A 22,873-nucleotide genomic window follows, 5' to 3' on the forward strand; every position below is an offset into this window, starting at 1 on the left:
GTTATCCACAATGTTATCTATAAGCACTTTCTCGGGACTTTGTTATGCTATGCCTTGCCTGATAAGGCTTATACAAAAATCAATAAAAATAGCGATATTTTTACAAGGATTAAAGCAAAACTTAAGAAAAATATTTAGCTAAATGTCAATATTGATCTACCCTAAATTTTCCCGTATCTTGTGTTCAATTAATTTTAAAACCACTAGGTCTTGTGTTTATTCCTCAAACACTGTGCATGAAACTTGCCCAGTTCAAACGGTCCATAAACATAAAAATAGATGACAATGGAGCTATGCTAACATGAGCGTAATCACTTCAACTCCTGGTCAACTTCAGGTGATTAAACGCACCGGTGATGTTGCCGCTTTTGATGCAGAAAAAATTTCTGTCGCAATTGGTAAAGCGTTTTTGGCGGTTGAAGGCCAGCAAAGCGCTGACTCGAGCCGGATCCATGATCGTATCGAGCAACTGACGGAAATGGTACTGAATACCTTTAAACGCCGTTTACCTTCTGGCGGAACGATTCATATCGAAGAAATTCAAGACCAAGTTGAACTTGCGCTAATGCGTACGGGCGAACAGAAAGTTGCACGCTCTTATGTCATTTACCGTGAACAACGTTCTGAAGCACGTAAACAGTTAGGTGCACACCATCACCCGACCCTGCAAATTACCGATGCTGAAGGCCAACTTAAGCCACTTGATTTAAGTGCTTTAACTGCGCATGTTACTAAAGCAGCAGAGGGCCTTGAAGGAATTGATGTACAAGCCATTGTCGATGAGACCGTGAAAAACCTGTACAACGGTGTAAAAGAATCTGACATCTCCACCACCATGATGATGGCCACCCGTACCCGGATCGAGCAAGAGCCGAACTACACCTATGTGACTGCACGTTTGTTGCGTGATGATCTGGTGGCGACTGGTTTGAAATTCCTGGGTCTGCCTACGGATACGCATGAAGGTGAAGCACTTGAAACTTTCCTGAAAAAAGGGATTGAGCTTGAGCTTATTTCACCAGAACTGCTTAACTTTGATCTGGCGAAACTGGCAGCGGCGATTCAACCAGAACGCTCAAACCAGTTTACCTACCTAGGTCTACAGACTTTATTTGACCGCTACTTCATCCATTCCGATGGCGTACGTTTCGAATTGCCGCAATTGTTCTTTATGCGTGTTTCTATGGGCTTGTCGCTCAATGAAGAAAACCGTGAAGAACGTGCCATCGAGTTCTATAACTTGTTGTCTAGCTTCGACTATATGGCATCGACGCCTACCCTGTTTAACTCAGGTACGCTTCGTCCACAATTGTCGAGCTGCTACTTAACCACCATTGATGATGACCTGTATGATATTTATGGCGCAATGCGTGATAACGCCATGCTGTCTAAATGGGCAGGCGGTTTGGGTAACGACTGGACACCAGTGCGTGCTTTAAACTCTTACATCAAAGGCACCAATGGTAAGTCGCAAGGTGTGGTTCCATTCCTTAAAGTCGCGAACGATACGGCTGTTGCGGTCAACCAAGGTGGCAAGCGTAAAGGTGCAGTTTGTGCATATCTTGAAACCTGGCACCTGGACATTGAAGAATTCCTGGAACTTCGTAAAAACACCGGTGATGACCGTCGTCGTACCCATGACATGAACACAGCGAACTGGGTTCCTGACCTGTTCATGCAACGTGTATTCGAAGATGCGGAATGGACATTGTTCACACCTTCTGAAACCCCAGATCTACATGATTTGACCGGTGCAGAATTCGCTGAGCGTTATGCACACTACGAAGGTATTGCCAAAGAAACAAACATGCTGCACAAGAAAATCCGTGCAAAAGATTTGTGGCGCAAAATGCTGTCGATGTTATTTGAAACTGGTCACCCGTGGATCACCTTCAAAGACGTATGTAACTTACGTTCACCACAGCAACACGTTGGTGTAGTGCACTCTTCTAACCTGTGTACCGAAATTACGTTGAACACCAGCAAAGAAGAAATCGCGGTATGTAACTTAGGTTCGATCAACCTGGTTCAACACGTGCAAGGCGGTGTACTGGATCGCGAAAAACTGGCACGTACAGTAAAAACTGCTGTGCGTATGCTCGACAACGTGATTGACATCAACTACTACGCTGTTCCACAAGCACGTAATTCAAACCTGAAACATCGTCCAGTCGGTATGGGTATCATGGGCTTCCAGGATGCTTTATACGAAATGAATCTGGCGTATGGTTCTGACGCGGCGGTTGAGTTTGCTGATGAATCGATGGAAGTGATTTCGTACTACGCGATTTCAACCTCAAGCGATTTGGCTGTTGAACGTGGTACATACGAAACATTCAAGGGTTCATTGTGGGATCAAGGTATCCTGCCAATCGACTCGCTTGATCTGGTTGCGAAAACTCGTCCTGAACGCATGTTCGAAGTCGACCGCACTCAACGTCTGGACTGGGACACTTTACGTGCCAAAGTTCAAAAAGACGGTATGCGTAACTCGAATGTGATGGCAATTGCTCCGACTGCTACGATTTCTAACATTTGTGGCGTGTCTCAATCTATTGAGCCAACCTTCCAGAACCTGTATGTGAAATCGAATCTGTCTGGCGAGTTCACCGTGATTAACCCGTACCTGGTACGTGCGTTGAAAGAACGTGGTCTTTGGGATGCGGTAATGGTCAATGACCTGAAACATTTCGAAGGCTCTGTACAGAAGATTTCCCGTATTCCTGAAGAGCTTAAAGCCATCTTCGCGACTGCATTTGAAGTAGATACACGTTGGATCGTAGATGCTGCATCACGCCGTCAAAAATGGATTGATCAGGCTCAGTCTCTGAACCTTTACATCGCTGGTGCAAATGGTAAAAAACTGGACATCACCTATAAGATGGCCTGGTTACGTGGTCTTAAGACGACTTATTACCTACGTGCATTGGGTGCGACTTCTGCTGAGAAATCGACTATTAACACTGGCGCATTGAATGCAGTTAAACCTGCAACTGTTGCGGCTCCTGTGGTTGCAGCACCAGTCGTTGAAGAGAAGAAACCTGAAGTTTCTGCAGAGGAAGAAGGTTTTGCCAATGCAGCACCAGTGCCAATGGCATGTTCAATTGACAACCCTGATTGTGAGGCTTGTCAGTAAGTTAACCAATTTAGGAATCAACCGAGATCTATCTCTTTATTGCAAATTAGCAATGGTTGATTCTTATGAGTGGTTAGCATAAGAACTCACTCTTGCTACTTCGTAATGGTTGGTTCCTTTTAGGAGCGAACATGTCGAAGAAGTTAAAAGATTTTAAAAAGAGAGCTCGCATTATACGTAAACAGATTCAAATCTTTTGCTATACGTGCTTGCTTCCTTGCTCAGCAGTTATATTTGTCTTCACAGACCAAACAAATGAGCAAAATATTGAAAACTTTAAGCCAACTACTCAGGTAGTTGCTTGATAAAAATCCCCCTAAATCCCCCTTTTCCAAAGGGGGGACTTCTGTGGAAGCAAAAGAATTCACGGAAATCCCCTCCTTTATTAAAGGAGGGGTTTGGGGAGGATTTAATATTTAACAACAAAGGAAACCTCAATGCCCCATATGACTCACAACTACATGTTAGGACTTGTGGTATTGCTGCTTTCCTTTGCAGTTACGTTTTATGCGCCAATTGCTTATTTCTGGTTCAAGCTTCGCCAGCAGCGTAAGCAAAATAAGTAGTGGGGATGGTGCTGCTGTATAAATTCACAGCATTCATCGACAAAACTTAATTTTGCTTACACAAATTAAGCGTATAGTAAGACATCTCAGCCAAGCTGAATGTCTCATAAAAGATATAAAGCAACGTAGAGAGAATTGATATGTCTATCCTAAGTTGGGACGATTTCGAAGATGATTCGCAAAAACCGGCTGCTCCTGAACAGCAGCCTGCGCCCGTCGAGCCGCAAAAAGCGACTAATTCACAGATGGTATCTGATGCAGGCAACGCATCGCCGGATGTGGCAACTGCACAACCCCTTAGAGCCACTCAAAACCGAGGATCAAATCCAACCGATTCGCTGGCAAGAGCATCTGCTTCCCTAGAACAACTTGATGTTGCTCCAGGTCTGGAAGAGCTTGAAATGGGTGCACAGCGTGTACAGGTTGACGACAAGGCGATGATCAACTGTCGTGCCGACTTGAACCAGCTTGTTCCGTTCAAATACGAATGGGCTTGGCAAAAATATCTAGACGGTTGTGCCAACCACTGGATGCCGCAAGAAGTCAACATGAACCATGACATCGCACTTTGGAAATCTGAAAACGGCCTGACTGAAGATGAACGTACCATTGTCATGCGTTCACTCGGTTTCTTCTCGACTGCCGATTCACTGGTTGCAAACAACTTGGTATTGGCGATTTACCGTCACATTACCAACCCTGAATGCCGTCAATACATCTTGCGTCAGGCATTTGAAGAAGCGATTCATACACACGCTTACCAGTATTGTATCGAATCGCTCGGTATGGATGAAGGCGAAGTCTTCAACATGTACCGCGAAGTTCCGTCAGTGGCACGTAAAGCAGCGTGGGGTCTGAAATACACCCAGTCTTTAAGTGATCCTACTTTCAAAACCGGTACACCTGAAAATGATCAAATCCTGCTGCGCAACCTGATCGCGTTCTACTGTGTACTTGAAGGGATTTTCTTCTACTGCGGTTTCAGCCAGATCCTGTCGATGGGCCGGCGTAACAAGATGAATGGTGTTGCCGAGCAATTCCAGTACATTTTGCGTGATGAATCCATGCACCTGAACTTCGGTATTGATATGATTAACCAGATCAAGATCGAAAACCCGGGTCTATGGACAACCGAGTTCCAGGAAGAAATCATTCAGATGATTCTTGAAGGCACAATGCTGGAAATCGAATATGCACGTGACACGATGCCACGTGGTGTATTGGGTATGAATGCGGGCATGATGGAAGAATATCTGAAGTTTATTGCCAACCGTCGTCTGGCGCAGTTAGGCTTGCCTGAACAGTTCGCTGGTGTGAATAACCCGTTCCAGTGGATGTCGGAGATGATGGACTTGCGTAAAGAGAAGAATTTCTTCGAGACGCGTGTTACGGATTATCAGACTGGCGGTGCGTTAAGCTGGTAATTAGAAATACCACGTGATATATAAAGTATTATGAATAAAAAAACCGCCATTAATGGCGGTTTTTTTATTGAATGATTATTAAATTATTTCATCTTTTCAACGATTTGTTCAGCTTTTTTCAAATGTGCAGCAACCGCAGTACGGGTTCGCGTCAGCATATTCTTTAACTCTATATTTTTAGCATTTGGAATCAACTGCTTGTCGAGCATTGTCACCACTTTACGATGGACTTCAACTTGACTCATCATATAGTCCTTATCTGTTACGGATGACTGACTCAGTTTGGCCACCACCTTATCACCATCATTTTGCAATGCAGTACTGAGAGTGCTGGTTTGTGGTGTTAAGTTTAAACGATTTGCCAAGGCTTGAGCTTTTTTCTCATTTGCTGAATGATCATTAATCATCATCTGAGCATACTTGCGGGCTTCATCCATTTTCAGTTTAGGCAGGGCTGTTTTTGCCTGCTTAATCTCACCGTTGTTCGCTGTACTTAATACCTTAATCACCTGACTGTCAGTTAAAGTCACACGACTGTCATTCGACACTTGGGAATGCTGTTGAGCAGCATTCGTAGATTGTTGATTCATTGCCATAGTTTGGCCTGCAGCAAAAACCAATACACCACTGACTGCAGCACACTGAATCATCTTCTTCATTAAAATAGCTTTTATAATGGCATCCTTTTAAGGTTTTATTGATTAATTTTGCCTTTATAAAATAGGTGAATTAGATTAAAAACAGTGTAATGTTTGAGTTGTTTTTTTAAGCAATATATAAAGCGTTTATTAAATTAAGCAAAGACTGTTAGTGATTAGTTTATTTATTTCAGGTCAGCAAAAAATTCACTTACTAAAATAATCAATAGGCGAATGGCAAGTTTTATATATTTTGACCCAGATTTCAAAATATACCAATCGCCTGTCGTTTTTTATTTTCTAGACGCATAAAAACTTAATTTACTTTTAATGCTTTGAATTAAAATGCTTTTGTCATACTCAACCCCGCACTCCAATGACGCCCTTCCGCCGGCTCATAGAAACGACCATTACTTTCATTGACAATCACCGAACCGGAATAATCTTTATCAAACAGGTTATCGACACGCGCAAAAGTATTCACTGCCCAATCCTGCATTTTCCAGTTATAGCCAATATTTGTACCAGCGACTGTGTAGCTTGGTGCAGTATCAGAATTTAAGTCATTAACATAAATCTTGTCGGAGTAACGCACATCGAGTCCTGCATGTAAGCCTTTTTCAGGCTTCCAGCCCAGACTGAAAAATGCCTGATTTTTGGCAATCCCCGGAATATAGTTCCCCGATGCTACTCTAGATACTACAACCTCTCCTTCATCATTCCGAAGTTCAGGAATATCTGCATCAAAAGTGGCATCAATATAGCTATAGCTGGCTTGTGCAGTCAGATCTCGCCACAGGTTTTTGTTCCAGGAGAGCTCTACACCTTCTCTTAAGGTTTTATCTGCATTACGAAAAGTTGCGCGCCCACCCTCATTTCCCGCAGAAACAATGTCATTTTCGGTTCTGGTCTGAAAGGCGGCTACGGTGAAATCCCCCCAAGCATTGGCAAATTTCAAACCGACTTCATAGCTTTCACTTTCTGCTGCTTTTAAACTCAAGCTGCGGTTTTCAGCAGTATTTGCCGGATAAGACATTTCGGTAAATGTGGGGGTTTCAAAACCTTGGGCATAACTGGCATAAGCCATCAATTCGGGTAAGAGCTGCCAGCTTAAAGCTAAAGAGGGCAATAATTTTTGATAATCGGTTTTACCGGAATTATCGCCATTGGACAGGAATTTATCTTTAGACTTAAAATGCACATTGCTATAACGCAAACCAGCATCGAATGTCCCGTTGGGCAAGAATGCATAAGATGTTTGTAAATAAGGATCAAGATTCCACAAGCGATTGTCTTCATCTCGGCGTAGTTCACCTTTTACCCCCAAGGTATCACTGACAAAGTTTTGGTAGCCTTTGCGCTCTTCGCTCATGGCATCCACTGCAATACCAGCAATCAATTTAGTATTTGGCAAAATATCTTTACCTGTCCAACGCAGGTCAGTGCCGTAGAAATGACGGTCAAAATCAATCACGCCACCGGCATGATTGACTCCACCTTGCGCTGTACGAGGAATCGACTGGTACTGGGTCACTGCCCGTTGTCCCCAATAGGCCATCCCGTAGAGTTCATGCTGATCATTGATCGGTTTATTCCAGGTTATCCCGGTTTGCAGCTGTTCAATTTCCTTACGTGCATTATATAAAAGGACATTCGCAGCGACCTGTTTAGGATTGGCTTGCCACTGTTCGCGAGTTAAACCACCGGGATCATCTGCAGCAATTTTAACGTAATTATTAATCCAGTTAATTTTAGAGCCGTCCTCCAGATCCCAAGTCAGCTTGGCATTACTCAGGACTTTATGCGCACCGCTATGATCCCGAAAACCGTCAGTATCAAAATAGGATGAACTGATCATATAGCTCGGCTCATTGGCATTTTCTGAACCGCCCTGCAAAACCAGCTTGGTCTGACCTTTATGTTGACTGCCGGCAGAATGACCCAGTTCGATCGAATCAGCACCTTGCCCTTCCCGTGTGGTGGTTAAAATTGTCCCTCCAGAAGAATTACCATATAGCGATGAAAATGCACCGCCTAAAACTTCAATATGCTCCAGACTGTTCAAGTCAATATTCGAGGTTTGCCCCTGCCCATCCGGCATGGTCGCCGGAATTCCATCGACATATAAACGCACGCCGCGTACCCCAAAACTGGAACGGGCACCAAAGCCACGCATTGAAATTTGCAAATCTTGGGCATAGTTTTCACGATTATTGAGCTGTAGCCCTGGAACACCCTTTAAGGTTTCCGAAAGATTCACATTCAGGCTGTTCTGTTGTTCCTGATTGAGATAATACACTGAAGCGGGTGTGCTTAAACGCTCCCGGTCAGTACGGGTCGCCTGCACAATAATCGGTGCAAGTTTTTGTACTTCTGTTACCGTATTTTCGGCATAAAGCACCTGAGTTAGACAAGTGATTAAACAAGATAATGCGGTTTTTATAGGGAAATATTGAAGTCGATGCTGCATAATTTTTGGTTCCTGTTTCTCTATATGACTCAGAAAAATCCATATACTGCTGGAGCAAATCAGGTTATTTATTCTTTAAACCGGATTGATCTTTAATGACCCGTAAATTCAAATTTTCTTTATCAGAATACGGATAGAAATTTTCTTCTTAAGCCGCGTGATCAGGTGTTTTTTGACATCAAAGCAATTTATAAAAGTCTTTCTTTGAATTTTTCAATATTGTGCTGTATACATATTTCTCTAGTATTCTAGAGGGTTATAAAGATACTTATAAGCTTAGGAAACAAATCACCAGCATTTCTACAGAACCTTGTTCTGCTGTATTTTCTGAATAAGTATGGATGATTGAAAATCGATGCATCACGCTTTATTTTAAAGATCTAAAGACTGCTCAAATCTAAAATTATTCTGATAAAAACGTCCACTATTATGCAAAAATTAGATCGATTTTGTAGTGAAGCCACTGAAATTTATCAAGCCTTAGGTGGCTCTTATTGAGCTGAAGGAATATTTCTACTCAGATGAAAAATACTCCAATCTGAATTAAAGGCGAAGAAAATTACTTAAGTATTGAATGGCCTGAAAAATATCTGAACAGCTATGCGAACTTATTAGCTGCGCACGCCGTGAAGAGTTTTGATTCTTTATACTATTTTGTGTAATTTCAGCAGTGATTACCCGGTTTCATTGATACCGTTTTAGCCGCTAAACCACTATTAAACAGCCTGTTCTATTTACTAATTCTTGCTCCAAATCTGAACATTGGCACTCGTTTTCCCCTGAGATTAGACCTCTGACTAATGAGGATTACTAATATTCAGTGTAATTAGCATATTGTACCAATCATCTAATAGGTGACCGAACCCAGCAATGAAATAACGAATATATTGCTTCAGCCAAATCACCAAGCCTTAAACAATCCCATCTTGAAGCAGGATTTGTAAGGCTTGGTTGAGGAGCAAATATCAGCAAGATAAGACTTTTCCATACTACAAGATCAATTAGTAAAATTTCTAGATGCTGTATGAATGCAAATCTACAAAGATAAAATATAGCTCATAAATATGGATGGTACGATTATGCATAACCTGCTACCCGATGTGCCTTATGCACATCCTAGAAGTATTATTGCGAACTTTGATACAGCCTTGGTGACACTAAAAAAGTTTTTACCAAAAACTTTGATGAAAAAATTATTCAGTTCTAGTGCACTACTACAAGTTATGGGCTTGCCTGAAGACGGTCTTAACCGAACTTGAAAAATGAGTCTTACTGGAGCTTGGTTATGAAAGCATGTAGCAAATGTCATTCTATTTGATCAGGCAGGAAATGTCCTGACCAAAGCAGAGCTTCCACCGCAACATCACATGACGATTATCAAAATCTTGCTGGTGATTATTATTATGGCGGTGATTGCATCGACCTGGTTTTGACGCTTTAAATGTTGTGGAGTGCTTCTAGTATCCTAGACCTGAAACAGTCTCATTTTAAAGCCACCTCAAAGCTTCCAGGCTCATTTCGTCGAGATCAACTGAAGCGAATAAATCCTGATGGCAACGTTTTAAAGACTGAATGTCTCCCCTGTACCTATGACTAAAGGCCAAGTCTATTTATCGATTATGAAAATGCTCGAGCGCCTTTAAACGCATTTAATTGGAAATGTATCCTCACTTCAAAAAACCTGCATGGATTATGTTGTAATTTGTATGATAGAAGGTTATGAAAATGAGTTTGTGACGTTTTAGCTAGCCTGAGCATTAATGCAACAACCTATTGAATTCCTATACATTTGCATAAATATACAAAAAAGCCTCAGCCATTTACCCTATAGCTATCAATAAAAATTAAACTTAAGGCTTAATCACTTTGAAGCCGTATTATGAAACCTAGGATGCTTTCGATAATACTTCTGTTATTCTTTGGAGGGCACGCTATGGCTTTACCCGTCGTTAAAGTGAACTTTGTATTTGCAACGAATCAAGTTAAAGCTCAAAAGTTTGACAACTTGAACCAAATTAAAAAAGAAGTCGATATTTTAAACCGATATTTTGTGACAGACAAAAAACAACCTATTTTTAAATTTGAACTCAATCAGTATATCTCTTATAAACAATTTGAAAAAATGCAATGTGACCTCAGAACAGAGCTTGAGAGGCAAAAAGTTGTAGATCGATCGGATGTTCTTCAGCAGTTTCAGCAATGTTTTAATTCCGAAAAACCAGTGCCAGAAATTTATGTCTTTATTTTTGATGGCTATAACTCAAAATTAGGATTTAAAGCTGCTGATAGTTGGGGATTTCACAATAGTGGCAGACCAGTTGTGCTGCTGGATTGGGAACGGCTGAACTATAATGTCCAAGCCGCTCTCCCTCATGAGATGGGACATGCTTTTGGCTTACGCCACGTTTGTATAAAAGGAGCGAAATTTAAAGACGCTACCAATTTGATGGCCAGTAAAGGGGGATGTGATGGTAGCGGTGGTCAGCGAAATATTGGATTCAATCCTGATCAGATAAAAATAATTTTAGAATATTATACGAATTTAACCAAACGCTTGCAAAAATCTAAATAATATTCTTCTCAAAATAATAAGGCCATTTTGTCGTATTAATATAATCAAACTCATTATTAGCATAGAATTTTTGAACAGCTTTGAATTCCTCGATCTGTACAAAATCAGGTTGCCACATACTTTTTCTATTATTAGACAGAATTGGTAACAACCTTAATACCATTTTATCTTGTTCAAAAATCAACTGTGCAATTATTCCAAAAGGCAAAGCATTTGGATAGCCATCATACTCTCCATCACTATTAAAAATCCCATTCCCTATACTATACAGCACAACTTTATTTTCAAATTGCTCTATAGATTGTAAGGTATGAGCTCCATGACCTATGATTAAGTCTGCGCCGTAATTAAATAACTGCTTTGCGATATGACGTTGATAATGTTGCGTTGGCAAAAAATCTACCCCCCAATGTGCCAATACAATAACCATGTGTTCAGGATAATGCTTTTTTTCGTATTGGACTGCTTCACTAAGCATACTTTCTAAAGTCGCCACACCAGGCTGTGAAGGGGTCGCATAGAATTTAAATATTTTTTGGTTAGTTGCTCGATGCCAATAACCTGAATAAAAAGAAATAACACGGCCATTAATTTTTATTCGAATTGGCTTGCATGCATCTACCTCATTCATTCCTGCACCACAAGCATGAATGCCTGCTTGCTTAAGGGTTTTGAGACTATGCCAAACTCCCAGATCCCCATAGTCAGCGATATGGTTATTAGCAAGCGATAAGTAGTGAATATTGGCTTTTTTCAATGCATCTACAGTAGGTTTGTCTTTGGCACCTAAAATAAATTTTTTCAAACCTTTCAAGGGTGACTGAATATTATGATCAATAAAACAGGCTTCATGATTCGCTAAATTAATATCTGCATTTTTTAAAAAACCTTTTATTTTTTCAAAACTGTAATCATAACCGCCATGAATTAAAGGATCAAAGGAATTTTGTCTCTTGCGACGTCTTTCTGTATAGTACTCGCCTAAATACGTATCACCAATAATATTCATTACAACATTAGATTTATTCAATTCTGTATTAATTTCAATATTTGCTATTACATCTAGAGGTTGATTAAGTAGAATTCGCTCAATAACAGAATCCTGTTGAAATACTTGATTAAGCCCTTGACTTATAATGATGGTAAAAGTATTAAAACTAGTTTGATGCCAAGCAATTGATACATTCAAAAAACTAAAAAAATATGTGATTTTATTTAAATCTAGTAAATAGGTATTTGCGAAAAAGTTTTTCCCTTTATAAAATATTTTACTTAAACTAAGTACATTTTTATAAAAAGGATTAATACGAGTAAGGAGTATTGCAATCACTTCAACATCTTTTAAGCTATACACTTGCTTTAGTTTAGAGTTTGATTTACCTGATAAATTAAGTGCACAACCTTGGTTTAGGCCATATTGCAATATTAAATCATTAAAATATTCACTCATTTTCTTTTGTGTTTTTATATAGACATGGTTTGCCAATAAAAATAACGAGTCTACACCTGCTGTAACTTTAAAATTACTAAGGACTTGTAATAAGCTAATTATGTCTGTTCTTTGATAACCAACTACTCCCTTACCTTTCTCTTTCAGCGCGATATCATTAACCTCTATAACATCATCAATGCTGATTTTTCGACTTTCCAGTAGATCAAAGACTATGTATAGTACAAAAAGTGGCCCCAACCCCTGATTTAAGTTATTAAAATCAATATTATTCGCATACGAATAATCAGTTTCTTGTTCATTTTTTTTTACAATGACATTAAACATTGCTTAATTCCAATAAATGGTTCATCCATTTTTGTTTATTTAATTCAAGTGAATATTTTTTAGCAGACTCTTTTGCATTATCTCGCATAACATTATTTAAAAGAGTCTTCTCTATCGCTAATGCTAATGCTTCAATATCCCCATCTTCTACTAAGTACCCTGAATATTCATCTTCAATTATTTCATTAGGGCCATATTTGATGTCATAAGCCACCACTGGGGTACCCACAGCTAAACTATCTAATATCCCTATACAAAACCCTTCAAGGGTGCTTGTCACAACAGATACCGTTGCTTCAGCGATATGGTCTAAAATATTTTGTACATAGCCTTTAAAGTGAACATTTTTCTCCAGTTGATGATCAAGGACATATTGTCTGATTTTTTTTTCATATACAAAGTTATCGCGTGCGTCACCAAAACCATATAGATCAAGTTGAATATTTGGGTAATCTTCTTTTAATAACTCAACCGCTTCAATAATATGATGTAACCTTTTTTCAACATAGTATCGGCCAACAGAAATAATCCTGAATCGATTTTCTAGTATAACCTCCCCTTGATGATCTTGAGTTTCTGAATAAGCAGGTGGAATTACCCATATCTTCAAATCCCTCCCAAAGCGCTCTAATAAGTCTTTTTTTTGTTGGTCAGTTGAACAAATAAAACCGTCAAACTTATCTTTATTTCCTAGAGAAAGCTGATAGTTTGAGTTAATTCTTCCAGTTTCAATCTGCCTTGGATTACTGACATGAACACTATGAAATACAGAGATTAATTTAAATGATGGGGATTTAATCCTTATTAAAGTTTCATTGTAAAGTTTGTTTTTGTCAGAGTAAAAGACAGATTTTGGATATTGTGAAACTAGTTTTTGAAACCAAAATTCCATAAGCTCATTCTTATTCAAAAAAAATGATTGTTTAGCATCACAATGTAAAATCATTAAACTTAATTCTTTATCATTGTAAGTCTCTTCAAGTACCAGATTATTTTTTTTATCAATATAATGTACATTTTTTTGTATATTTTTCTCTAAATATATAACCTTACAAAGATAGCCCTTTTTATTATATATTTCTCTTTTAAATTTAACTCTATTCACATCAAAGTAATTAATATAAGAGATATTTTTATTATCAAAAAAATGGACATAAAGAGTATAAACCTCATTAATATATATTTTTGCATCACCACTTTTTTCTTGTATTTCTACTCTTATATCTCCTGACAGTTTAGAAAGAAATTGATCTAAACCATTATATTTTTCTTCAGCAAAGATAAGATTTTGAAAACAGTCATATAGGTTTAAAAAGCTTCTTGAATCAATACCATGTAATGATAAATTTTCAGCATAATTTGGATTAAAGTTTAGCGTAACTATTTTATGTGCCAAACTGCAATTATCGAAAACTCTTTTACGCTTTAAAATCGCGTGTTCAATTCCAGTAAGATTTTTTCCAATTCCTACACTCAAAAAGAAATACATGACTATCACCTACGAAAAATAATTAATATAAGCCACATACCCAGACAAATTATGTTCTTGGTCATCGATACGTGTTCTAAAACGATCATGGCGTACATAGAACGCATTTAAAACTTTCTCAGGTTTTGCCATATACATTGCAACTTCAGGATAGAAATAACCTGTACTTCTTTGAAATTCGACACGCTGTTCAATCAATTTTTTTAATTCTTCAAACTTTGCTTTAGCGAATAAAGTGTCAAAGCCTTGCTCACGCATACGTACTACCATTTTGTAAGCGGACATCATCATTTCTAAGAAAGTTGCATAGGCTGTCTTACGTTCAGCAATAAACTTCATATGCTTTAAGTAATTGTTTAGACCAAACTCAAAATATTTATCTTCTGGACAAATTTTTGTCAGCTCATTGGTACAGTAACTTAACCAGTGATCATGATATTTATCGTATTTTTTTTCTATAAAATGCTCAAACATTAATTTAACGGTCTGCAATAGCTTTGGATCTTGATTAATTTGATATAATCTCAGCAAGCCTAAAGCAGCCTCTCCATCATAGTAAACGATACGAAATTTTTCTTTAATTTCTAAGCTCGGATAATCAAGTACATGGGTGGTCTCCCCGTGACCATCGACCATATACAAAATACCTTCAGCTAATTTTTCGGCAGCAGCTTGATATTGATTATCTGAGGTAATTTCCTGATATTTAGCCAACATAAAAATAGCGGCAGCATTTGAACCGAGTTTGATTTCGTTATCATTTTCACCATCAGTCATAAAACCATGCCCTTTTATTTCTTTATAAAAGGTTTTGATGGCATATTCGATCGCTAATTTAATTTTGCTTAAATATTCTTTTTTATAATCGACTTCTAATGTTTCAAGTAAGGCATACACTGCCGTGCAATGACGTACAGTATTATAGCTTTTTATTTCACGATTATAGGCTGGGAAATATCCATAGATAAATTTCCCATCATCCTGGATTTCACCATGTAAAAACGCTGCATTCTTTTCAACCATACAACGAACATGATCTTTTAAATCCGAAGTTAGCTCACGCACCCCATTAACAGGTCCTAATGATTGTAACGTCAATATAGTTTCATTTTCATAAAGAGCTGAAACTGTATCAAATACCCAAATATATTCGAGTTTATCCAGTTCGAAAGTTTTAGTGATGGTTGGATATTTTGAATGAATAGCACGGTTAACATTGTCCTGATCCCAAAACGTTGGTTCATTATAAACAATGCCTCGGATTAAGGCTTTACCATATAACTCTTGCTCTAAAAAGCAAATATCAAATTTTGAATCAAAACTCACACCCTTTCTAAAATGATTATTATGTAATTGAGTATTTAGAATGTTTTTAACATCCTGCCATGATTTTTTCTCAATATTCACAGCAATATCAAACTTTAAGAATTCAGGTAAACCCCTATTTTTTTCATATAGCTTTTCTAAAAATTTTAGTGTTCTACTTATAGCTGTTTTTGTATTGGGTGCAGCAGAACTCCATATCTTACAACGCTTATTTGAATTACCATAAGAAATAAAAATCACATAAAGCTTTTGATGCTCATAACCTAGTTTTTCATTTAACCACTCTGTTAACTTATGTTTAAACTCGAAATATTTAGTTTGCGTATTAATTTCCATAACTTGTATATATCTATTTTATATAAAATTTTTCATTAAAATCAGAATACTTGAAAGAGATTAAGTGGCAATGTTATTTTATGTATAATTTGTTTTTTTTTGTATATTTAGGAATTATTCAAATAAAAAAAGAGGCTCCTAAGAGCCTCTTTTTTTATCTTAAATAAATTAACCGATTAGAATAAGAGTTGTTGATTTGCAATTAAGTCTTCAAGCGTAATTACTGAAGTTTGATTGGTTAAGTTGAGTAAGGCAGTTTGATTATATAAACCACCAGAACCATCTCGATCAATCGATAAAGTTACTGTAGATGTTGCTGCATTATAGTTCAGGCTGACATACTCACTTAGATTAGTTGCATCCGCAGATGTACCATCCAATAACTGAGTAATATCAATCTTATCACCTTGTACAAGGCTAAAGTCAGTCCAAGTATCTGTACCATTACCGCCAGTTGCATCATCAACAAGTAAGTCGAAACCAACTGTATCTGCACCAATACCACCTGTGATTATATCATTTCCAGCTCCACCGCTAAGGTAATCATTACCTGCATTACCCACTAAAGTGTCATTTCCATTGCCACCACGAATAATGTCATTACCTGAACCGCCAGTAAGGATATCATCACCATCATAGCCATAGATACGAACCGCAGAAGTTGATGTTGAGAAGTCTAAAATATCAGCTATAGCAGTACCTTCTTTGAGATACGAAGGCACGCCACCACTTAATAAACCTCCTAATAATCCTACATTCACTAAATCAGAACCACCACCAACATTTGTATGACCGGCGAGGTCTGTTGCTGTGATTTCTAAAGTAGGGAGTACTGTGAGATTTGTAAGATCCGTAGAACTACGGACGGTACCTAAAAACTCCATAATTTCCTGATTATCTAATGCTGAACCATCTGTAGCAGTAATCACTAGATTCATATTATAACCAGTAAGGAGATTACCCCCTTGCGTAGGGACTACATTGTAACCAAAAGAGTTCGCTAAAGCTTGCGAGTAAACCCAGTTGATTGAGCCAAGTGATACACCTAAACCACTGTTATAATAGACTTGTACTTGTTTAAGATCACCATTGACATCGCCAACCACAAACTGCTGTTGACTCAAATCAATAATTCCTAAAAGATTTCCTCCAAGTAAGCCAAGTAGACCACCTGTACCAGCAGCAGCAGTTGGAGCAGCGGCTGGATCAACAACATCTAAGACTCGCGTATCTGTAGCAACATTACCCGCTACATCAGTCGCAGTTACTGTCCAAGTATGAGACCCTACTGTTAGTGGAGAGGTAACTTGATATGTCCATGTACCATCAACATTGACTGGAATGGTAACCGTAGCACTTCCATCTAGAGACAGAGTTACAGTGGAGCCAATTTCAGTCGTACCTTGCAGTAATGGCGTAGTATCATCTGTAGTATCACCATTTGCTACATGCCCTTGCTGTACACCTACGGTATCGTAAATGCCAACAATATTAACATCTGCAGTCTTGTCTACAGTAATCGGACCTAAACTATCAATAGTACCTGGTCGCCCAATAGCATTAAGTTGGCGTACGTCGACAGAAGTATAGATACCTTCAGTTAGCTCGAAGCTATTGCCTGTGACCGCAATCCAATCACCACCATCTAAACGATATTGTAAAGTTGCACCAGCCTCAAGACCTGTGACGGTAACAAGACCATCATTAGTGATTGTATCTGTTGTACTTGAACCAGTATCTTGATAGGTTCCATTTACATCACCAATACTCACATCACCAATATTTATGGTTAATGTCGCAGTGCCGCTAGAACCGTCATTAGTATTGACAGCTGTATAAGTAAATACCTCTGTTTGACCTAAGCCGTCTGTATTAGTCAAGGTATATGTATACTGACCGGCGCTACCAAGTACTAAAATACCATACTCAGTTTTGACTGTAATATCACCATTAGCATCAGGTGCGTAAATCACTCCTTCATACTCAACACGAGTCACACTTGTTCCAGCAACAGGCGTATCACCACCTAGATCGCCATCTTCAATAATGACGTCACCAATCACCGTTGTAGTTTCTAATTCAATGCTATTGATTTGAGTCGTAATCGTTGTTTCTTGTAATACCGTTAATAAATTACTTAACAGTGCATTCGAAACAGCATCAATGATTTCATCCACATAGTTTACTAAACCAAAACTGTTGAGTGTATCTGCAAGGATATTCACTACAACACCAACACCGACGCCATCAACCAAGTCTAGAGCGACTTCTAGAGCAGCACGTAGTGGAGTTAGGACAAGAGGTAGGATACCGAATTGATCACTAAGGGCATTAACAACCGTATCTAGGATGAGATCTTGGTTGTCTTGACCAAGCACAACTCCATCTTTACCTAAATCAGCTAAGGTTAAGCCATCAATTAAAGCATCGACTGTACCTTGATCATTACGAACCACTACAGAGTAATTACCAGCAGGTAGTCCTTGAATAGTTGCTGTTAAACCATCATCACCCACTACGCCAAGAAGTGGTAAGCTTGCAATATCGCCTAATAATGAGTTTTGCGTGACTGCTGAATAAACAGTTACACCAAATTCATTGACAATATCTAGTCGGAATGCGTCACCTACAGCAAGTAATGACGTTTGTTGTACAGTAACGGTTAAAGTACTTAACGAACCTAGCGTTACAGGGACGGCAGCATCCGTACCAGTACTAGATTGACCAATACCAATCACATCTACATTTTGTGTGACCGCTGGCTGACCCGTAACAACTGTGAACTCTCCAACATCGATGCTATCGATATCATTTTGCACATTCAGAGGCAGTGTTACTGTTGTTGTTGTTGTACCTGAAACATTTCCTGCTGCATCTTCTGCCGTAGCTGTAACAACATCACCAGCATTTAGATCAGGATTCGGCACACTCCAATCACCGTTTGCATTAGTCACAGCTGTTGCTGTTGAAGCATCTGGGAAAGTTACAGTGACAGTTGAACCTGGTTCTGCTTTACCAGAAATATCAAGATCAGCTGCTGGGCTAAGATCTTGAATTGCATTAATGATCGGTGGTTGCGGTGCAGTAATGTCAAGCAAACCGATATTGATTGTTAAAGTTGCATCATCAGTATAGACGCCATTCACAGCTGTATACGTAAATACTTCCGTTTGATCAATGCCGTTAAGATCATTCAAGGTATAAACATAGCTACCTGTTGCTGCATTAACGACTAAGGTACCGTACTCTGTTGGTACTGCAATTTCGCCATTAACTGGGAGGAATACATCACCATCATATACAACTTGACTAACTGTAGTTCCACTGACTGGTGCATCAGCGCCTTGACCATCGTCCACAATTAATTCACCTGTAAGAACGTTGTCAGCAAATGTAACTGCGTCTAATTGAGTTGTAATTGTGGTTTCTTGCAACACTGTTAATAAGTTACTTAACAATGCACCCGAAACAGCATCAATGATTTCATTGGCATAAGATACTAGACCAAAGCTGTTGAGTGTATCTACAAGGATATTGACTACAACACCAACGCCCACACCATCAACTACATTGAGCGCCAGCTCTAGCGCACCACGTAATGGTATCAATACAATCTGAGTAAGACCAAATTGATCACTGAGCGCATTCACTACTGTATCTAAGATTAAATCTTGGTTGTCTTGACCAAGTACAACACCATTTTCACCAAGATCCGCAAGTGTTAAACCATCAATCAACTGATCTACAGTCCCTTGATCATTACGCACAATTACAGAGTATGTACCAGGTGCTAATCCTTCGATTGTAGCAGTTAGGCCATCATTGCCCACCACACCAAGTAGTGGTAAGCCTGCAACATCACCTAGAAGTGAATTCTGTGTTACTGCTGAATAAACAATTACACCATTTTCATCGACTAGATCTAGACGGAAAGCATCACCTACTGCAAGTAAAGCTGTTTGCTGTACGGTGACGGTTAAGTTACCTAAACTATTTGGTTGAACAACGACTACAACTGCTGCATCAGTACCATCACTTGATTGAAGTAAACCAATGACATCAACATTTTGAGTTATGCTTGGCTGTCCTGGTATCACTACTGGCTCATCAAGCACTAGATCATCAATATCATCATTTGCAATCAATGGTGAAACGACAACTGCAGTGGTTAGATCTGAAGCATTGCCTGCTTCATCCGTTGCAATCGCAGTTACGGTATCACCATCGGTCAGACCTGGGTTCGGTACAGTCCAATCACCATTTGAATCGGCAACAACGGTTGCTGTTGTGTCATCCGGGAAGGTTACTGTGACAGTTGAACCTGGCTCTGCTGTACCGGTAATTGGATCCGTTGCATTGATTGGATCAATCACTGGGGCAGCTGGTGCCACGCCATCGACAGTTGTAGTCGCTTCTGTTGAGTCGTTGCCTGCTGGATCAGTTGCGATTGCAGTTACGGTATCACCATCGGTCAGACCTGGGTTCGGTACAGTCCAATCACCATTTGAATCGGCAACAACGGTTGCTGTTGTGTCATCCGGGAAGGTTACTGTGACAGTTGAACCTGGCTCTGCTGTACCGGTAATTGGATCCGTTGCATTGATTGGATCAATCACTGGGGCAGCTGGTGCCGTCGTATCAGAGTCACTGTCGCTGTCTGAGTCAGAATCGCTGTCGCTATCAGAGTCAGAGTCACTGTCGCTATCAGAGTCAGAATCGCTGTCTGAGTCGCTGTCGCTGTCAGAGTCAGAATCGCTATCGGAATCAGAGTCAGAGTCGCTGTCGCTATCAGAGTCGGAATCGCTATCGCTGTCAGAGTCAGAATCGCTGTCGCTATCAGAGTCAGAGTCGCTGTCGCTATCAGAGTCGGAATCGCTATCGCTGTCAGAGTCAGAATCGCTGTCGCTATCAGAGTCAGAGTCACTGTCGCTATCAGAGTCAGAATCGCTGTCTGAGTCGCTGTCGCTGTCTGAGTCGCTGTCGCTGTCAGAGTCAGAATCGCTGTCTGAGTCGCTGTCGCTGTCAGAATCAGAATCGCTGTCACTATCAGAATCGCTGTCACTATCAGAGTCAGAATCGCTATCGGAATCAGAGTCAGAGTCGCTGTCGGAATCTGAGTCGCTGTCGCTATCGGAATCAGAGTCACTGTCGCTATCAGAGTCAGAGTCGCTATCGCTATCAGAGTCGGAATCGCTATCGCTGTCTGAGTCAGAATCGCTGTCGCTATCAGAGTCGCTGTCGGAATCTGAGTCAGAATCGCTGTCACTGTCTGAGTCAGAATCGCTGTCGCTATCAGAGTCAGAATCGCTATCGGAATCAGAGTCAGAGTCGCTGTCGCTATCAGAGTCGGAATCGCTATCGCTGTCTGAGTCGCTGTCGCTATCGGAATCAGAGTCACTGTCGCTATCAGAGTCAGAATCGCTGTCTGAGTCGCTGTCGCTATCGGAATCAGAGTCACTGTCGCTATCAGAGTCGGAATCGCTGTCGCTATCAGAGTCAGAGTCGCTGTCGCTGTCAGAATCAGAATCGCTGTCACTATCAGAGTCAGAATCGCTATCGGAATCAGAGTCAGAGTCGCTGTCGGAATCTGAGTCGCTGTCGCTATCGGAATCAGAGTCACTGTCGCTATCAGAGTCAGAGTCGCTATCGCTATCAGAGTCGGAATCGCTATCGCTGTCTGAGTCAGAATCGCTGTCGCTATCAGAGTCGCTGTCGGAATCTGAGTCAGAATCGCTGTCACTGTCTGAGTCAGAATCGCTGTCGCTATCAGAGTCAGAATCGCTATCGGAATCAGAGTCAGAGTCGCTGTCGCTATCAGAGTCGGAATCGCTATCGCTGTCTGAGTCGCTGTCGCTATCGGAATCAGAGTCACTGTCGCTATCAGAGTCAGAATCGCTGTCACTGTCGCTATCAGAGTCAGAGTCACTGTCGCTATCAGAGTCAGAGTCGCTGTCGCTATCAGAGTCAGAGTCGCTGTCGCTGTCCGAATCCGAATCGCTGTCTGAGTCCGAGTCACCAAAATCTACAATATAATTTGTAGAGTCTGATTTGTTACCAGCAACATCAGTAGCTATTACCTCAATTTCATCCCCATCAGCTAGAGGTGTCACTAAAATGACTTTGAAATAGCCTTTTTCATCAGTTTGAGCACTACCAATTTCATTACCATCAGCATCTTTGATGGTCACTATAGAATTTGGTTCTGCTTGTCCTTTAACTTCTAATCCGTTTTGACTTATGACAATATCTGTTGGTGCATCTGGTGCTTTACCATCTACCACAGCAACGGCTTCTTCAGAAACATTTCCTGCAGGATCAGTTACGATGACTTTAACTTCATCACCATCTTCCAGACCGGGATTGTCTACTGACCAGTTACCATCTACACCAACTTCAACTTCTGTTTTCGAGCCATCCGGGAACGTTACTTCAACCTTCGCACCTGGCTCAGCCTTGCCTGTAATTGGATCAGTCGCATTGATCGGATTAATAATTGCCGCATCTGGTGCTGTTGTATCTTTAGTATTTTTACTACCAGAGTCATCTTGTACTGCCGCAATTGCTACTCCTAGGCCTGCTGCAAGTCCCGCGCCAATTAACCAAGGTGAAATAGCAGCACCCGCTACTGTCTCACCTGCTAAGGGAGCGATATTACTTAAAGGAATATAATTTACACTGTCTAAAACAGCACCTGTAGCATCCGTAAATTGTGCCCAGATCAATTCTCCTTCATTTTCAAAAAGAATTTGGCTGGTTTCAATTGGATAATTAAAATAATTTTCTAGTGTTATGGTTTCACCATTTTTAAGGGTGATAACTGCTGCATTACCTTGACGAGAAATACTTGCCACTTCATCTATATTAAGATTTATCTTAACAATAGAACTTTGATTAAGACTCACAACACTATTATTAGTGCTTTGAATCACCCCACCGCTTTCTGAAGATATTATTTCAATATTTATCATATTATATTTCCTACTCTTATTAAGAAAGTAATTTCCAAAAACAACCAAAATTACATAGCATTAAATTGAGCAGTTGATAATTGCAAAAAATTACCTGAAATTATTTTAGGAAAAGAACTCTATAGATTAATAGTTTATAATTTTATAAAATAACATTAAATATCTGTATTA

11 protein-coding genes are annotated in these 22,873 nt (G+C 39.8%); 5 read left to right on the top strand and 6 right to left on the bottom strand.

Features of this window, described 5'->3' with window-relative positions; all coding sequences use genetic code 11:
- Window positions 1-301 precede the first annotated feature (301 nt).
- From GVV58_RS05825 to GVV58_RS05830, 3 genes are all read left to right on the top strand, one after another.
- A complete protein-coding gene (locus tag GVV58_RS05825) occupies window positions 302-3,136 on the top strand; it encodes a ribonucleoside-diphosphate reductase subunit alpha (RefSeq protein WP_159516146.1) in 2,835 nt (944 codons plus the stop codon).
- 437 nt (window positions 3,137-3,573) lie between these two features.
- Window positions 3,574-3,702, top strand: coding sequence for a hypothetical protein (locus GVV58_RS15735; RefSeq protein ID WP_257223985.1), 129 nt, complete (start codon window positions 3,574-3,576; stop codon window positions 3,700-3,702).
- 140 nt (window positions 3,703-3,842) lie between these two features.
- Window positions 3,843-5,126 carry a ribonucleotide-diphosphate reductase subunit beta gene (locus GVV58_RS05830; RefSeq protein WP_005169603.1) on the top strand — a complete coding sequence of 428 codons (1,284 nt, stop codon included), beginning with the start codon at window positions 3,843-3,845 and terminating at the stop codon, window positions 5,124-5,126.
- An 83-nt stretch (window positions 5,127-5,209) separates the two neighbouring features.
- Here GVV58_RS05830 and GVV58_RS05835 read toward each other — a convergent pair whose 3' ends face one another.
- Window positions 5,210-5,800 carry a DUF4142 domain-containing protein gene (locus tag GVV58_RS05835; protein ID WP_171502633.1) on the bottom strand — a complete coding sequence of 197 codons (591 nt, stop codon included), beginning with the start codon at window positions 5,798-5,800 and terminating at the stop codon, window positions 5,210-5,212.
- A gap of 304 nt (window positions 5,801-6,104) precedes the next feature.
- Window positions 6,105-8,234, bottom strand: coding sequence for a TonB-dependent receptor (locus tag GVV58_RS05840; protein ID WP_159516147.1), 2,130 nt, complete (start codon window positions 8,232-8,234; stop codon window positions 6,105-6,107).
- 1,079 nt (window positions 8,235-9,313) lie between these two features.
- Here GVV58_RS05840 and GVV58_RS15610 point away from each other — a divergent pair.
- Together GVV58_RS15610 and GVV58_RS05850 are read left to right on the top strand one after the other, a co-directional pair.
- Window positions 9,314-9,493 (top strand): hypothetical protein, encoded by a 180-nt coding sequence (locus GVV58_RS15610; RefSeq protein WP_252721257.1) that lies wholly within the window; start codon window positions 9,314-9,316, stop codon window positions 9,491-9,493.
- Between the two features lie 674 nt (window positions 9,494-10,167).
- Window positions 10,168-10,806, top strand: coding sequence for a metalloprotease (locus GVV58_RS05850; RefSeq protein ID WP_252721258.1), 639 nt, complete (start codon window positions 10,168-10,170; stop codon window positions 10,804-10,806).
- Here the strand turns inward: GVV58_RS05850 and GVV58_RS05855 are convergent.
- The 4 genes from GVV58_RS05855 to GVV58_RS05870 form a co-directional block, all read right to left on the bottom strand.
- Window positions 10,799-12,583, bottom strand: a complete 1,785-nt coding sequence (locus tag GVV58_RS05855) for a CapA family protein (RefSeq protein ID WP_159516149.1) — start codon at window positions 12,581-12,583, stop codon at window positions 10,799-10,801. The genes GVV58_RS05850 and GVV58_RS05855 overlap by 8 nt on opposite strands.
- Window positions 12,576-14,072, bottom strand: coding sequence for a glycosyltransferase (locus GVV58_RS05860; protein ID WP_159516150.1), 1,497 nt, complete (start codon window positions 14,070-14,072; stop codon window positions 12,576-12,578). Before GVV58_RS05860 ends, GVV58_RS05855 begins: the two co-directional genes overlap by 8 nt.
- Before the next feature lie 9 nt (window positions 14,073-14,081).
- A complete protein-coding gene (locus GVV58_RS05865) occupies window positions 14,082-15,734 on the bottom strand; it encodes a poly alpha-glucosyltransferase (RefSeq protein ID WP_159516151.1) in 1,653 nt (550 codons plus the stop codon).
- Window positions 15,735-15,910: 176 nt separating this feature from the next.
- Window positions 15,911-22,702, bottom strand: a complete 6,792-nt coding sequence (locus GVV58_RS05870; protein ID WP_216070544.1) for an Ig-like domain-containing protein — start codon at window positions 22,700-22,702, stop codon at window positions 15,911-15,913.
- Window positions 22,703-22,873 lie beyond the last annotated feature (171 nt).

Origin of the sequence: Acinetobacter sp. 18QD2AZ41W, from assembly GCF_009829025.1 — a bacterium.
GTDB classification, from domain to species: domain Bacteria; phylum Pseudomonadota; class Gammaproteobacteria; order Pseudomonadales; family Moraxellaceae; genus Acinetobacter; species Acinetobacter pseudolwoffii.

Bases quoted from the DNA above. Each gene is read 5' to 3' on its own strand.
- GVV58_RS05825 (WP_159516146.1), top strand. From the start codon at position 302: ATGAGCGTAATCACTTCAACTCCTGGTCAACTTCAGGTGATTAAACGC.
- GVV58_RS05865 (WP_159516151.1), bottom strand. From the start codon at position 15,734: ATGGAAATTAATACGCAAACTAAATATTTCGAGTTTAAACATAAGTTA.
- GVV58_RS05870 (WP_216070544.1), bottom strand. From the start codon at position 22,702: ATGATAAATATTGAAATAATATCTTCAGAAAGCGGTGGGGTGATTCAA.
- GVV58_RS05840 (WP_159516147.1), bottom strand. From the start codon at position 8,234: ATGCAGCATCGACTTCAATATTTCCCTATAAAAACCGCATTATCTTGT.
- GVV58_RS05860 (WP_159516150.1), bottom strand. From the start codon at position 14,072: ATGTATTTCTTTTTGAGTGTAGGAATTGGAAAAAATCTTACTGGAATT.
- GVV58_RS05855 (WP_159516149.1), bottom strand. From the start codon at position 12,583: ATGTTTAATGTCATTGTAAAAAAAAATGAACAAGAAACTGATTATTCG.
- GVV58_RS05850 (WP_252721258.1), top strand. From the start codon at position 10,168: ATGGCTTTACCCGTCGTTAAAGTGAACTTTGTATTTGCAACGAATCAA.
- GVV58_RS15735 (WP_257223985.1), top strand. From the start codon at position 3,574: ATGCCCCATATGACTCACAACTACATGTTAGGACTTGTGGTATTGCTG.
- GVV58_RS05830 (WP_005169603.1), top strand. From the start codon at position 3,843: ATGTCTATCCTAAGTTGGGACGATTTCGAAGATGATTCGCAAAAACCG.
- GVV58_RS15610 (WP_252721257.1), top strand. From the start codon at position 9,314: ATGCATAACCTGCTACCCGATGTGCCTTATGCACATCCTAGAAGTATT.